Annotated in this window: 14 protein-coding genes; 12 read left to right on the forward strand and 2 right to left on the reverse strand. The window is 59.2% G+C overall.

Annotation, left to right across the window (positions count from 1 at the left end; all coding sequences use genetic code 11):
• The first annotated feature begins 5 nt into the window (after positions 1 to 5).
• From AC0QTX_RS19795 to AC0QTX_RS19845, 11 genes are all read left to right on the forward strand, one after another.
• On the forward strand, positions 6 to 1,310 hold the full coding sequence (locus AC0QTX_RS19795; RefSeq protein WP_474605537.1) for a TRAP transporter large permease: 1,305 nt from the start codon (positions 6 to 8) through the stop codon (positions 1,308 to 1,310).
• A 77-nt stretch (positions 1,311 to 1,387) separates the two neighbouring features.
• Positions 1,388 to 2,506: a C4-dicarboxylate TRAP transporter substrate-binding protein gene (locus AC0QTX_RS19800; protein WP_474605538.1), complete on the forward strand. Its 1,119-nt coding sequence runs from the start codon at positions 1,388 to 1,390 to the stop codon at positions 2,504 to 2,506.
• Between the two features lie 83 nt (positions 2,507 to 2,589).
• Entirely contained in the window at positions 2,590 to 3,390 is an 801-nt protein-coding gene (locus AC0QTX_RS19805) for an SDR family NAD(P)-dependent oxidoreductase (protein ID WP_474605539.1), read from the forward strand.
• 10 nt (positions 3,391 to 3,400) lie between these two features.
• Positions 3,401 to 4,189, forward strand: coding sequence for an SDR family NAD(P)-dependent oxidoreductase (locus tag AC0QTX_RS19810; RefSeq protein WP_474605540.1), 789 nt, complete (start codon positions 3,401 to 3,403; stop codon positions 4,187 to 4,189).
• A complete protein-coding gene (locus AC0QTX_RS19815) occupies positions 4,179 to 5,882 on the forward strand; it encodes an FAD-dependent oxidoreductase (RefSeq protein WP_474605541.1) in 1,704 nt (567 codons plus the stop codon). The genes AC0QTX_RS19810 and AC0QTX_RS19815 overlap by 11 nt, the downstream gene beginning before the upstream one ends.
• A 237-nt stretch (positions 5,883 to 6,119) precedes the next feature.
• Positions 6,120 to 6,476, forward strand: a complete 357-nt coding sequence (locus AC0QTX_RS19820; RefSeq protein ID WP_474605542.1) for an SDR family oxidoreductase — start codon at positions 6,120 to 6,122, stop codon at positions 6,474 to 6,476.
• A 21-nt stretch (positions 6,477 to 6,497) separates the two neighbouring features.
• A complete protein-coding gene (locus AC0QTX_RS19825; RefSeq protein ID WP_474605543.1) occupies positions 6,498 to 7,715 on the forward strand; it encodes an ABC transporter substrate-binding protein in 1,218 nt (405 codons plus the stop codon).
• A 65-nt stretch (positions 7,716 to 7,780) separates the two neighbouring features.
• Positions 7,781 to 8,683, forward strand: coding sequence for a branched-chain amino acid ABC transporter permease (locus AC0QTX_RS19830; RefSeq protein ID WP_474605544.1), 903 nt, complete (start codon positions 7,781 to 7,783; stop codon positions 8,681 to 8,683).
• A 4-nt stretch (positions 8,684 to 8,687) separates the two neighbouring features.
• Entirely contained in the window at positions 8,688 to 9,695 is a 1,008-nt protein-coding gene (locus AC0QTX_RS19835) for a branched-chain amino acid ABC transporter permease (protein WP_474605545.1), read from the forward strand.
• Complete coding sequence (locus tag AC0QTX_RS19840) at positions 9,688 to 10,449, forward strand: ABC transporter ATP-binding protein (protein ID WP_474605546.1); 762 nt, start codon at positions 9,688 to 9,690, stop codon at positions 10,447 to 10,449. The genes AC0QTX_RS19835 and AC0QTX_RS19840 overlap by 8 nt, the downstream gene beginning before the upstream one ends.
• Positions 10,442 to 11,155, forward strand: coding sequence for an ABC transporter ATP-binding protein (locus AC0QTX_RS19845; protein WP_474605547.1), 714 nt, complete (start codon positions 10,442 to 10,444; stop codon positions 11,153 to 11,155). Before AC0QTX_RS19840 ends, AC0QTX_RS19845 begins: the two co-directional genes overlap by 8 nt.
• Before the next feature lie 229 nt (positions 11,156 to 11,384).
• On the opposite strand, the gene AC0QTX_RS19850 is transcribed toward AC0QTX_RS19845, so the two are convergent.
• Positions 11,385 to 11,648, reverse strand: coding sequence for a hypothetical protein (locus AC0QTX_RS19850; protein WP_474605548.1), 264 nt, complete (start codon positions 11,646 to 11,648; stop codon positions 11,385 to 11,387).
• 505 nt (positions 11,649 to 12,153) lie between these two features.
• Between AC0QTX_RS19850 and AC0QTX_RS19855 the strand changes: the two genes are divergently transcribed.
• A complete protein-coding gene (locus tag AC0QTX_RS19855; protein ID WP_474605549.1) occupies positions 12,154 to 12,525 on the forward strand; it encodes a hypothetical protein in 372 nt (123 codons plus the stop codon).
• A 350-nt stretch (positions 12,526 to 12,875) separates the two neighbouring features.
• On the opposite strand, the gene AC0QTX_RS19860 is transcribed toward AC0QTX_RS19855, so the two are convergent.
• A complete protein-coding gene (locus AC0QTX_RS19860) occupies positions 12,876 to 13,898 on the reverse strand; it encodes a cyclase family protein (protein WP_474605550.1) in 1,023 nt (340 codons plus the stop codon).
• Positions 13,899 to 13,914 lie beyond the last annotated feature (16 nt).

Genomic DNA, 13,914 nt, shown 5'->3' on the forward strand with positions numbered 1-13,914 from the left:
CTGGGATGGAACGTCTCGAGATCGGCTTAATCGGCGTTATCGCCATCCTTGCGCTGATCGGCATCCGCGTGCCAATTGGCGTCGCCATGGGCGTCACCGCCTTCTTCGGCATCTGGTCAATGATGGGCCTCAGCGCTGCAGTCGGGATCTCGAAAGCGATTCCGTTCAACCTCATCGGTGATTGGAATCTCTCTGCAGTTCCGATGTTTCTCTTCATGGGGTTCGTGGCCGTTGAGGCGGGCCTAACGCGAAGTTTGTTCGGGGCAGCACGCATCTTTCTTGCTCGAATCCCCGGCGGCCTTGCTTCTTCTACCGTCTTCGCCTCTGCGCTCTTCGGAGCCGCAAGTGGTTCGAGCGTGGCGACCTCTGCTGCCTTCTCACGAATTGCCGTGCCTGAGATGCTGGACAGCAAGTACGATCCTGGTCTTGCGACCGGATCCGTGGCAGCGTCCGGAACCTTGGCTGCGCTGATCCCGCCGTCGGTTTTGATGATCATCTATTGCCTGTTGGTCGATACGTCGATCAATACACTCTTCATGGCTGGATTGGTGCCAGGTATCCTTACAGCCGCAGTGTTCATCCTGATGATCACCGTGCGCTGCATGATCAATCCGAACCTTGCTCCCCGTTACGTCGATAAGGCGACGAGGGCGGAGAAGTGGTCTCTCCTGCGCGATGCTTGGCCATTACCGGTGATTACCTTCATCGTGATGGGCGGGATCTTCACCGGGGTCTTCACCGCAACGGAATCTGGCGCCGTGGGCGCGTTTCTAGCCTGTATAGTCGCAGTCCTTCGCGGTAGCCTCAACTACCGTATGCTCCGACGCGCACTCATCGATACCGCTTCCGGCACCTCGGCCATCTTCATGATCGTGCTCGGCGCGGCGCTGTTCGCCCGCTTCGTGGCGCTTGCCACGATTCCGACCTGGGTGATGGGCTTTTTCGATGGCTATGACACCATGACCATGATCATTCTGGTGTGCGTCATTCTCGCTTTGATGGGTACTTTCATGGAGGAGGTATCCATCATGCTGCTCACCATGCCCGTTCTGGCGCCCGTCCTTTCCAGCCATGGGGTCGATCTTACCTGGTTCGGGATCCTGGTCATCAAGCTGATGACAATAGGGCTGATCAGCCCGCCGGTCGGAATGAATGTCTTTGTCATTAAGTCTTCACTCGGCGGTCGCGTCTCGCTCAATCAGATCTTCGGAGGTGTCACTTGGTTCATCATCGTCGATCTGTTCGTGCTTGCGGCACTGATCGCCTTCCCGGCTCTCAGCCTGTGGCTACCTGAACTCATGGCGAACTAGAATGCCAAGAGACAAGTCGGGACGCTCGAGACTGCGTCCCGTCGCTCAAACAAACGAAACTTTTTAGGGAGAGAGACATGAGGAAGATCCTGACCGCGACCGCTGCTTCGCTAGCCTTGATGACTGGTGTGGCCCATGCCGACAAATATCAGGCGACGACTTGGCTGGCGCCGAGCCACATCCTGACCAGCGTCGGTTATGTGCCATTTCTTGCCGACGTGAAGGCCGCTACCAACGGCAAGGTCGATTTTGAGCTTTATTCATCGGGCTCACTTGTGCCGGCGCAGACCACATTGGGGGCTCTGGGTGACAATGTGGCCCAGCTCGGGCTCGTAGCCACTTCCTATACTCCGTCAGAACTGCCGATCTCAGGTATGATCAACGACCTTGCCTTTGTGGCAACGAATGACATGGCGACCGCCTTTGCTCTAACCGAGACCGTGCTTACAAATAAAAGAATACAGGATGAATTTGCCAAGCACGGTACGGTCGCTCTGGCCGGCTACTCCACGCCGACCTACCTGATGTTGTGCATGCGAGACGTGCGTGACCTGAACGCTGTCAAAGGCCTCAAGATCCGAACGGCTGGCACGGCTCAGAACGAGTGGGTCTCGTCTCTCGGCGCGGTCCCGGTGGCCGTCACGGCTGCGGACGTCTATTCCGGCCTTGAGCGTGGCTCAATCGACTGCACCCTGACGGACCCGACCAGTCTCGAAACGGGCCTTAAGCTCTGGGAAGTGGTCAAGACTATCACCATGCTTGAGCAGGGCACCTCGCTCGGGGTCACCTATGTCTACAACAAGGACTTCTGGTCTAACATTGGCCCGGAGAACCGCCGCAAGCTGCTCGACGTGACCGCCCGCAGCGTCGCTCGCGTACAGATTGCCTATTCTCAGGCTGTCAGCAAGGCTCTGAAGGGGTCTCAAGAGCGTGGATTGAAGATCAACCAACCCGACGCCTCACTCGTCGAGGCCTTGGCCAAGTTCCGCACCAATGTGGTCGACACTTATCCGGGTCGTACTGCCAAGGAACGTCGCGTGCAGGATCCGACCGATGTCGCAAAGGGATTTCTTGCCGTCCAGGCCAAGTGGACGAAGCTCCTTGAAGGAATTGACGTCAATAACGAAGATGCGGTCGCCAAACTAGTCTCCGATGAGATCTTTTCGAAGGTCGATGAGAAGAGCTTCGGCCTCTGAGCCTGAACTCGGAGCGGCGCGCCTGAGCGCTGCTCCCCCCGACTGGGACTGCTGATCGCCGATAGATCCGCAGTCTCCTTCTGTTGAACGATGATGTCGAGCAAGGTCGCACCATTTTGCTCGGCAAGGCAGAATCCGAGGAAAAATCAATGTCAGAACAGAGTCTTCAGTCTGCCATCGTCACCGGTGCAGGTTCCGGAATCGGTCGCGCCATCGCACATCGTTTGGCAGAAGACGGCTTCTTCGTGATCGTAGCCGACCGCGCCGAAGCGCCCGCGGTCGAGACCGTAGACCAAATTACATCCCAGGGCTTCAAAGCACGCGCCGAAATTCTCGACATTACGGATCCGATCGCCACACAGGCGCTGATCGATGGTGCAGAGAACCTGCAGGTGCTGGTGAACAATGCCGGCATCTTCAATGTAAAGGCTTTTGATGAACTGACTGCCGACGACTTCCGCCGGATGTATGAAGTCAACCTCGTGGGTATGTTCCATCTCTCCCAACAGGCGGCACGCCAGTTGCCGAAATGGGGTCGGATCATTAATCTTTGCTCACGAGCGGCTTTCGGGGCACGCAACTATGCGCACTACGTTGCATCGAAAGCCGCTGTCGCTGGATTTACAAAGGCTTTGGCGCTCGATTTGAGTGACAGGCAGATCACGGTGAATGCTGTGGCGCCGGGCGTAATCCAGACAGATATGCTGCTGGCGCGCTCGGACGTGCACTTGCTCCGCAGCCAACAGCCAACCGGGGAACTGGGAATCCCCGAAGACATCGCCCATGCCGTGGCCTTCTTCGCCGATAAGCGGGCCAATTTTGTCACGGGGCAGGTGCTGATCGTCGACGGTGGTCGGTCGGTCGGCGGCACCGCGGCATTCTGAGGTAACTGTCATGAGCTTCGACATCACGACTCTTGAAGGTCGCACCGCCATTGTGACCGGCGCGGGCCAAGGCATCGGTGAAGCCATCGCCGAAGGTCTTGTGGCCACCGGCGCGACGGTGATCGCGGTCGATCGCGAAGAGGCCGGCATCAACGCTCTCGCAGCCCGCAGATCCCGTGTGATCTCGATACAAGGCGACGTGACCGATCCGGGACTTGCCGCCAAGCTTGGCGCCGAGCTTTCCGAGAGCGGCCTCACGCTTTCTATTCTGGTCAACAATGCTGGTATCGGCCGCGGCTCGCATGCAGTCGAGACTACGGATGAGGATCTGCAGCGCTATTTCGACATCAACGTCAAGGGCGCCTTCGCGTTGTCCCGTTGGGGAGTTCCGCTGATGATCCGTGCAGGCGGCGGAGCGATCGTGAACACGGCCTCGGTCTTCGGTCTGATTGGGGCCTATAACTCGGCGGCCTATTCGATGTCGAAGGCTGCGGTCGTTGGCATGACGCGCCAGATGGCGACAGATTTCGGACCCTCCGGTATCCGCGTGAATGCTGTTGCCCCTGGTCTTATCGAAACGCCCCTGACTGCTGAGCGCATCCGGTCAGAGCCCTGGCGCCGCCAAATTATGATCGAGCAGACCCCACTTGTACGGGCGGGCACACCGCTCGACGTCGCCCGTGCTGTGCGGTTCCTCGCCTCGGATGAGTCGTCTTTTGTCACGGGCCAAGTCCTTGCCGTCGACGGCGGTTGGACCATCGGGCGCTTCCCCAGGCAGGAGCCTGTGCATGTCGACTGAAGAAGTGTTCCCTGCCGAGTGTGACCTTCTGGTTGTCGGCTCCGGCGCGGCCGGACTGGCGACCGCGATCAGCGCAGCTCATGCCGGCCTGAAGCCTGTAATTATCGAAAAGTCCGAGTACTTCGGCGGATCAACGGCGGTATCCGGCGGCGCGATCTGGGTGCCGGATAATCCGATCATGCGTGCGGCCGGTATGGAGGACGATCGCAGGGCGGCCCGTCGCTATATTGAGTTGGAAACCGGAAATCGCTTCAATGCGGAACTGGTTGACGCTTTCCTCGAAAACGGTCCTGAAGCCATAGACTTCTTCAACAAGAACACTGCGTTGAAGATGACCCATCGTCCTTATTCGCCGGACTACCATCCGGACAAGGAAGGCGCTGCGCTCGGGGGGCGTGTGCTGGATGCGCTGGAATATGACGGTAGGGCGTTGGGTAAAAACCTGACCCGGCTGCGCCCCCCAATCAAAGAGTTCACCATCCTCGGCGGCATGCAACTTGGACGCGCGGACCTCTTTCATTTTGTGCGCATGACGCGTGAGTGGCCGTCCTTCGTGCATGCCACCAAGCAGGTGCTTCGATATTTCAGGGACAAGGTGGTTGTTGGACGCAACACACGGTTGAGTCTGGGTGCAGCGGTCGCGGGCCGATTGGCTGAGACAGTTTTCGCCTTGAAGATACCACTTCTCACCGAGCACGAACTCGTGTCGCTCCAGCGAGATGGGGCAGGCCGCGTGACAGGTGCCATGGTGCGCACGAACCATGGCAACAAGGCGATCGCAGTCAAGGAGGGCGTAGTCCTCGCCAGCGGCGGCTTCCCTCACGATGCCAAGCGCCGCGCTGAGAGGTTTGAGCATGTCCGCCGTGGCTTACCTCACTACAGCATGTCACCTTCAGCAAATACGGGTGGAGCGATTGCCGCCGCCGAGGCGATTGGTGCCGCATTCGTGACCACCAACTCAGATGCCGCTTCTTGGGCGCCGATCTCATTAATTCCGCAGCCCGATGGTTCAAAGCGGCCGTTTCCTCACCTGTTCATGGACCGCGCGAAGCCTGGCATCATTGCGGTCGGCCATGATGGCCGGCGCTTCACCAACGAGGCGGCAAGCTATCATGATTTCGTGCAAGGGTTGGTGGAAAAGCTGCTGGACGAAAACGAGAGGTCGGCCTTCCTGATCTGCGATCACGCTTCCCTACGCCGCTATGGATTGGGGGCGGTTCCCTGTTTCCCAGGCCGGATCCGCCCCTATCTGAAGTCTGGCTATCTCAAGCGCGGCCGGAGTGTAGGGGAATTGGCTGAGACATGCGGTATCGACGCCGGATCACTAAAAAGGACGATCAATCGGTATAACGGGTTTGCAGCTCAAGGGACTGATCCCGACTTCGGCAAGGGATCGACTCCCTACCAGACCGCTCTCGGGGATCCGGATCATAAGCCGAACCAGTGCCTGAAGCCGCTTGAAGGTATGCTTTACGCGGTCGAGATATTCCCCGGCGATATCGGCACAACAATGGGGCTGGACGTCAACGCCGACGGCCAAGTGCGTGACACCCGTGGCCAGATAATTGAAGGCCTCTATGCTTGCGGCAACGACATCAACTCGATCATGAGCGGGTCGTATCCCGGTGCTGGCATCACTCTCGGGCCAGCGCTGACGTTCGGCTATGTCATCGGACGGCACGCGGCATCGTGATACGGATTCTTCAGCGGGATATGGCTTCGCTTACTAAACCGGGTCTCTCACAAGAGAATTGGCCAAGGGAAAAGTTGATTTCTGTAGAACTGCTGTCATGGCCGGGTAGGGAGCAGAAACAGCTGGGACGGGAGTGGATAAGATTCTTCTGCATCCGCTTAAGAATTATTGACAAAGTCGTGCCGGACCTGCTCGATTGTATCCAATGGCGGCACCTGATCGCCTTTGGAGGAAACGGTGACGTTTGAGACCCGGGGATTTGTGCCGGTGACTGGTAGCGCCAAACGCATTAATGCTGCGGGTTGCCGAACGCTAGCAGATTACAGCAATGCGATAGCGCAAGCGCTCGCCCGCACGGTGGCCACCAAGTACATCAAGGTCAACACGATCAACCCGGGCCTGATCGACGTACCCAAACCTCGCTTTTCTAGTGATTCCGCCGACGCTGAAAAAGCGTCGTCAGACGTTCCGCTTGGTCGTCTTTATCCATACGGCGACTTGGCTGCCGTATGCTTTCCGATGCATCCGGCGGCTTCGTACATCACGAGCGTTCCCACCGATGCGAATGGTGGCGATCAAATGCAACCATTGTGAAATCTAAAAAGGGAGGAAAAAATGAAAGACAGGACAACTTGTGTGTGGCTTGGAGCGGCGCTGCTCGCGGCCGGCCTCATTCACTCCGAAGGAGCCGCTGCGCAGGAGCCAGGCCTAACCGAGAAAACAATTAAGATCGGCGTGTTCTCACCGCTTTCTGGAGCGAACATGGCCTATGGCTTCGACGTGATCAACGCGGCGAAGATGTATTACAGCAAGGTCAACAAGGAAGGCGGCGTCCACGGCCGTCAGATCGAGCTGGTCATCGAAGATGACCGCTGCAACGCCAACGATCTCGTCTCGGCGGTCAAGAAACTCGTAGAGCAGGATCAAGTATTTATGCTCAACGGCGGCTCATGCTCCGCCGCAGCGGTGGCGGCCAAGGATTACGTGGTTCGGAGCAAGGTTCCGTGGGTGATGCTGAACGCTTCCGCGGACGGCGCTCTCTATCCGCCTACCGATTATATATTTGGCGCCTTCTCAATCACTCAATATGCAGTGGGCGGCTCCGTTGTGGATTTTGGCCAGCAGCACCTGAAGGCCAAGAAAATCGGCTACATTAATCATGATGACGCCTACGGCGCTTGGAACCTTGAAGCGGCTCAGGTGACCGCCAAGGAGGTTGGCGTTGAACTCGCGGTAGAGTCGATCAATCCGAACATTACGGATGTGACCGCTCCTCTGGTGAAGCTGCGGGCTGCCAATCCGGACATGATCGCGATCACGACCTACGCCAAGCCTGCGGCTCTGATTATCAAGAAAGCGCATGAACTCGGTATTACCAAGCCTATCGTTCTAACGGTGACCGGCACCGCCAACATGTCTCAGCTTGTGGAGAACGTGGGCAATAAGGATGCGCTCAAGAACTTCTACGTCCAGGACGTTCTCGCGGATGTGCCCGGTGGCCCCAAGATCAAGTGGGTCTATGACATGTACAAGGAGAACTACCCCGATCTCGACGCGAAGCCGGATCACCCGCAGGCCTACATGCCTTATGGCATTGCGCCCGCGATGTCCGTCGTTAAAGCCCTGCAGGATGCAGGTCCTAACCCGACTCGCGAGAAGGTGGCTGGCAACCTGAGAAACCAGAAGTTCGATTCCGGTGTCATGGCTGGCCCAATCGAGTTCGGGCCGAACGACCGCGCGGCTCAGGAATCGACGATCTACCTGAAGTTCGACGGAGCCCAACAGACCCTCATTCCCGGCTCCTTCCAGAGCCGCTGGAAATATAAGGGATAGGCTCCTCCCGCACTGCCGCGGGAGCGTGATCGTTCCCGCGGTCTTTTCACGCCAACGAGGGCAATATGACGCTCGACGTAGTCTTCCTCTTTTTGCAGCAGGGTGTCGCCTCCGGACTTGTCATTGGCAGCGTGTATGCGCTGCTCGCCCTCGCCATTGTCGTCATCTTTAAGACGTCCGAAGTGCCGAACTTCTCGCAGGGTGAGATGGTCATGGCTGCCGGATATATCGCTCTTTACCTTCTAGTGTTCAGGAGCATGCCCCTTTGGATCGTCATGCCGGCGACAATTCTCGCGGCCTATGCTGCAGCGGCTCTGTTTCGGCGTCTGGTGCTGAACCAGGTAGCGCGGGCCAATGGCAGTCCGGTGAACCTTGTCATCGCGACGCTCGGTCTCTCCTATGTGCTCAGAGGATTCGTGCGGCAAACCGGCTTCGGTGACACGCCACGATCTTTTCCGCCGGTGGTCGAGCCGCAATCGATCATGATAGGGCAGGCAGCCGTGACGACCCTGGATCTCGTGATCTTGGCCACGGCCGTTATCGTCATGGCGGCCTTCTTCTGGATGTTCAAGTATACCAAAATCGGCCGAGCTATGCGCGCCGTAGGCATGAATCCAAAGGCGGCGCAACTCGTCGGCGTCGACCTGACCCGTATTCACATGATCGTCTGGGGGCTGTCAGGTGCCATCTCGGCCATCGCTGCTCTTCTGATTTCGCCCAAGGTGCTGATGACAGCTGACATGGGCTCAATCGTGACTCTGGGCTTCGCAGCTGCGATCGTGGGTGGATTCACGAGCCTGCCCGGCGCCGTGGTGGGGGGCTTCCTCATCGGCATTATCGAAAACCTCGTCGGCCTATTCATCTCCTCCCGTGCCATCGTGCTCGCGCCCTTCGTCGCGATCATGCTCGTGCTCGTGATCCGTCCTCAGGGGCTGTTCGGCGGGCGAGTGGAAATCAAGAAGGTCTGAGACCATGTCGGATAAGACAGTCATCACGGTCCCGGGACCCAACACAGAAAGGGCGCGCGTGGCCACGCCGGAGAGGATGCCAGTCACGCAGATCGCCCTGCTGGCTTTGGCGGCCGCTGCCCTGGTCGTCCTCCCCTTCATGGTGACCGGCTATGTTCTCTACATTGCCAATCTTCTCCTGGTCTTTATCGTGCTCTGTCTCGGTCTCCACCTAGTGATCGGAGAAACCGGGCAATTCGCCCTAGCCCATGCCGCCTTCTACGGCATCGGCATCTATACGAGCGGGTTGGCCGGCAACGCCTACGGCTGGCCGTTTCCGTTGTCCATGCTGCTGGCGGGTCTGGTTGCGGGAGCAGTCGGGCTGGTGATCGGAACCGTTGCTCTGCGCATGCGGGACATCTATCTCGCGCTCGCTACCTTCGCCTTCGGCGAGGCCATGCAATGGGTTTTCCTGAACTGGGATCAGGTGACCGGAGGGCCAAACGGATTGCGCATCAGCCCAGCCCGCCTCGGCAGTCTCGAAATTCTCACCGATAGGCAGGCGTATCCCGTCGTGGTGATCGTGGCCCTGCTGATGATTGGCTTGACCATCGTGATCTCGCGTTCACGCGTCGGACGCTCGTTCCGAGCAGCGCGTGAGTCCGATATGGCCGCGATGGCCATGGGCATTCCGGTGCGCCGGGCTAAGATTACTGCTTTCGGCCTGTCTGCTTTCTACGCGGGGATAGCGGGCAGCATGTTTGCAACCTTCTCCACTTACATTCACCCGGACAGCCTCGGGTTTCAAACCACGATCCTGGTGCTGACCATGGTTGTGGTTGGCGGCCTTGGCTCCATCGTTGGCGCGGTGGGTGGCGCGATCGTTTTCGGTTTGATCTCCGAGTTCCTGCGTCAGACACCCTCGTATCAGGAGATCATCTACGGTCTAATCCTGATCGTCTTCATGATGTATGCGCCTCGCGGCCTCTTTGCTTTCATTCGCGATCAGGTGGGGAGGATGAGCCGTGGCTGAGCACCTGCTTGAGGTCACCGACCTGACAGTCAAGTTCGGCGGCCTCACCGCTGTAAATAAGTTCGACATTGCCGTGAAACGTGGCACCATTCATGCGCTGATTGGACCGAACGGGGCGGGAAAATCGACCACCTTCAACTGCATCTCACGCTTCTATCAGCCCACCACCGGACGTATTATCCTGGACGGTATCGACGTGACGAAGATACCTGCAAGCGCAATGGCAGGCCTTGGTGTTGCCCGAACTTTCCAGAACTTGGAGCTGTTTGGGGAGCTGACCGTCTTCGAGAATGTGATGATTGGCGCTCACGTCCATGCGGGCAAATCCTGGGTCGAGGCTTTGTCAGCACGCCCGTCCGGCGTGGTAGAGCATGTCGAGCACCTGCTGGAACGTACCGGCCTGACCGCTTACCGCAACACGGTCGCTCGCAATCTGGATTTCGGCCATCAGAAGCTTCTCGAACTGGCGCGTGCTCTCGCCATTCGACCGCGCCTTCTCCTACTCGACGAACCTGCAGCCGGTCTCCGGAATCGGGAGATCGCCGCGCTGGATGCGCTGCTCACGGATCTGTGCCGACGGGAGGGAATTACAATTCTGCTGGTGGAGCACGTCATGCAGCTCGTGATGGCGATCTCAGATCGCGTTACAGTTCTCAATTTCGGAACCAAGATCTCGGAGGGGACGCCCGACGAGGTGCGCAACGATCCTTCCGTCATCGAAGCCTACCTGGGACAGGAGATGGCGCATGCCTGATCTGCTCGAGCTCACCGGCGTGTCCGCATCCTATGGCCGTATCCAAGCCCTATCCGGTGTTTCGCTGAGCGTTCCAGAGGGAAGCATCGTCGCGCTCCTCGGCAGCAACGGCGCCGGTAAGACAACGACCCTCAACACGATATCCCGCCTCGTTCCCGTGCAGTCCGGCAGCATTCGCTTCGACGGCAAACCCATCGAAAGCATGGCCTCTCATAAGGTTGTCGAAGGTGGTGTGGTGCAGGTCCCCGAAGGTCGTGAGGTTTTCCGCGACATGAGCGTGCGCGAGAACCTGGAAATGGGCGCCTATCGGCGCAAGGATGCGAGCACAGTCCGTGCCGATTTCGACCGTGTCCTCGACTATTTTCCCAAGCTGAGGGACCGTCTTCAGCAGCGGGCAGGCACGCTCTCAGGTGGCGAGCAGCAGATGCTCCTCATCGGCCGGGCACTGATGGCAAGCCCGAGGCTGCTTCTTCTGGATGAGCCGTCGCTCGGCCTCTCGCCGGTACTCGTGCAGCAGATCTTCGGCATCATCGGCCGCCTGAACAAGGATGGCCTTACAATCCTTCTCGTAGAGCAGAACGCTGCCGTGGCACTGTCCACATCGAGCTACGCCTACATCCTCGAGAACGGCGAGATGGCCCTGCAGGGTGCGTCCGATCAGCTGCGGCGCGACGACAGCGTCCGTCGGACATACCTCGGGCACTGAAACACAGAACAATTCAGCGGACAGACAATTCTGATCACTGGAGCCGCTGGCCGGCCATCCAGGCGAAGCCGAGGTCGTCAGTTTGCGAGGTCCCGGCTGACACATCTTCGGATGGGTTCAGGCGGCGTCTTCTTCAGGTCCATCGTGCGCTCGGCATTCAGACATGGTTGGCTACAAGCCTCCCTCGAGGCCCGTGGCAGATCGCATATCGCCAGGAGCCCATCGCACTCTACCGGCGATCAATCACCGTGTACTCCGCGTCGATCACGCTGTCCCGGGAGCGATGCTGTGCCTGAGGCAAGCGACGTCGAAGATAGAAGTACGACGCTGCGCCGCCGGCCAGCACCAGAGGGAGCACAACGAAGAACCCGATGAGCATCACAGCCAGCAAGGCGACCCCTGCTGCGGTGAGGACCAGCAATCTGATCACAGTGGCAAGGAGCCGGCCTGAAGGAGGTGAAGTCGTGGTGGTCCGAGAAGCAGCGGAATCCATGGTGGGATCCTCCAATTGCGGTCGCACTCGCGGGCGCAGGAGCAAGAGAAGAAGTCCGACATCGCGAGCGGCGACCCGCTCGCCGGAGGGACCCGGACCCAGAGGCTACGCTGACATGGGGCAGCGGTGAGCAGGATGCAAGATCCGAATGCAACAGTCAGCTACAGGAGGCCATGGAGATCGTCCTGTCCCTGCATTCGGTCCCACTCCTGCGGCAGTCTCGGGCGGCTGTGATGGAAGCTGCGAACGGTAGGGCAGGACCTATCGCCGTTGGGTTAACGACAGGAGTTGAAATGCCGGAAGCTTGAAGGTGGCTCACAGGTCAGGAATGCAGCAGTGGCTGGGTCGTCAGGCGAATATGCCCGAGGGCCGTTCATGCCACCGAGCAGAGGGAGCCTTCGATCTTGGGCGGCGCGCCACGGCAACGATCGGTTAACCTCGCAAGAGCACGCTGTCTGCGCGTGAATCAGGGACTGGGTGGGCCCTTATTCGGAGATGAATATCCATGACGGAGAAGACCCTCGACGAAGCCATCCGCGAGAAGCTCAACCTGATTGCTCCGATTCTGAAAGCCATTCAAAGCGGCGGAGAGCAGGCCTATCTCGGTGATCTGCAGACTCTGCTGAGAAAGAACTTGGCAAGCCTGCTTGCCTTGTTTGAACGCGATCCGGGTCTGGATGCCGCAACAGCCGATCTTTACGCTGCCGCGGCTGCCATCGTGCAGGACGCGACGGCAGCGACGCAGCCATACGCGCGGAAACGGCGCTTGCTTCAGGAGGCGCAAATGCGCTTCGAGGAGCGGGTCGCGCTGGCAAGGCCTCGAGAGCGGCGGTCGTCCGCCTCATGGCGTCAGACGGAACTGTTCCGGGCGGCCTGATCGGTGCTCGGGCCCGGTTCCGCCTGTGCCAACCCTCCGCCTCCGCCCGAATTCAACCCTCGATCAGGTGACGGCCAGGGGTGCACAAGCTCGGCGGCTATGCCGCGAAGCGCCTGCTCGAAGGTTTCGACGTGCTTCAGAGTAGTGCCCGCTCCAAGGAGCGCTGCCAGGCCGAGCAACGTCGCGCAAAGGTGTTGGCGGTGCATCTTCCTCTTCCTCCAATTCTTCTACCTGAGACGTCTCAAGGCTCTATCGTTGCTACATCTTGTGGCGTGACCATGGTGGAACTAATTGATCCCGCGCGGTCTCGGTGAGGTGTGCAAGGGGGGTGTGACTGAGCGTCTTAGTGTCTAGACAGTCGCAATCGGTGTCGCGGGTGAGCCAACCGCACCTGGCAGTCTCAGCGGCGGAGCCGTCAAGAGGAAAGTCCAGCGGTCGTGGCCGCGCAGCCACCGGGCCAGTTCCGCGAAGTACCAGAGCTCGCCGAGGTGAACTCCAAGCTTGAACAAGCAATGATTGTGCAGCGGCAGCCCAGGGTATGTGTCGCCGGGCCCGGGCTTGGCCGGATAGGCTTCAACTGCGAAATTGTCTGCGCAGATGGCTGCCACCCCTGAATTCGTGATCCAGTTGAGAAGGCGCTCGTCACGTCCGTCGAGAACGGCGCATGACGATGACAGCACCTCCTTATCGGGCTTCTTGCCCATTTCCAGGATCAGGTCGGCGAATCCGGTATAGAGGCAGAGGAAGTCCCCTGTCTCGACACTGGAGCGCTGCTCTTCAAGGATCCGCATGAGATCCTCGTACCCGACGATGGCACGCTCCCGTCCGTAGCGGGCCTCCAGGTCGACGAGCACGCCGCGGCCCTGGACGCCGCTCATGGCGAGGTTCTCGATGCCGAGGGCCTTGGCTCCCTGGCCTTCGGAAGCGTCGTCCGGCCCCACGATGTCGATGCCACCACGATAGCCGTTGTAATAGACCTTTTCGACCATACCGTCGCCGTCCGCATCGAACAGCTGCCCGACATGGCTCAAGCCGTCCCACTGTGTCGAATACTGCGTGTAGAGCAGCACCGCGTCGTCCGATATGACATCGGAGAAGCAACCGCAGACATTGCTGAGCCGGAAATTGTAGTTATGAGCCGGACCGCGCTTCTCGTAGAAGAAGCGGGGCTCCTTGCGATACTCGAAAAGGGTGTTGCCACCTGGATGATCGAGCGGCAGGCTCAACGAGAACGTCTCGCCATGGGTGATCTCCCGGATCGCTCGAAGGCGCCGCTCGGGGGTCAGGAGGTTCATGCGTCCGACTTGATCGTCGGGCCCAAAATCACCCCAGTTGGAGCCTTCCGGTCGCCGAACCCAGCGCTTTTCGGTCATGGTGTCCTCCCTGTGA

Source organism: Microvirga sp. jy35, from assembly GCF_056148915.1.

Coding starts and splice junctions, on each gene's coding strand:
- AC0QTX_RS19795 (WP_474605537.1), top strand. CDS start 6: ATGGAACGTCTCGAGATCGGCTTAATCGGCGTTATCGCCATCCTTGCG.
- AC0QTX_RS19800 (WP_474605538.1), top strand. CDS start 1,388: ATGAGGAAGATCCTGACCGCGACCGCTGCTTCGCTAGCCTTGATGACT.
- AC0QTX_RS19810 (WP_474605540.1), top strand. CDS start 3,401: ATGAGCTTCGACATCACGACTCTTGAAGGTCGCACCGCCATTGTGACC.
- AC0QTX_RS19815 (WP_474605541.1), top strand. CDS start 4,179: ATGTCGACTGAAGAAGTGTTCCCTGCCGAGTGTGACCTTCTGGTTGTC.
- AC0QTX_RS19825 (WP_474605543.1), top strand. CDS start 6,498: ATGAAAGACAGGACAACTTGTGTGTGGCTTGGAGCGGCGCTGCTCGCG.
- AC0QTX_RS19830 (WP_474605544.1), top strand. CDS start 7,781: ATGACGCTCGACGTAGTCTTCCTCTTTTTGCAGCAGGGTGTCGCCTCC.
- AC0QTX_RS19835 (WP_474605545.1), top strand. CDS start 8,688: ATGTCGGATAAGACAGTCATCACGGTCCCGGGACCCAACACAGAAAGG.
- AC0QTX_RS19845 (WP_474605547.1), top strand. CDS start 10,442: ATGCCTGATCTGCTCGAGCTCACCGGCGTGTCCGCATCCTATGGCCGT.
- AC0QTX_RS19850 (WP_474605548.1), bottom strand. CDS start 11,648: ATGGATTCCGCTGCTTCTCGGACCACCACGACTTCACCTCCTTCAGGC.
- AC0QTX_RS19855 (WP_474605549.1), top strand. CDS start 12,154: ATGACGGAGAAGACCCTCGACGAAGCCATCCGCGAGAAGCTCAACCTG.
- AC0QTX_RS19860 (WP_474605550.1), bottom strand. CDS start 13,898: ATGACCGAAAAGCGCTGGGTTCGGCGACCGGAAGGCTCCAACTGGGGT.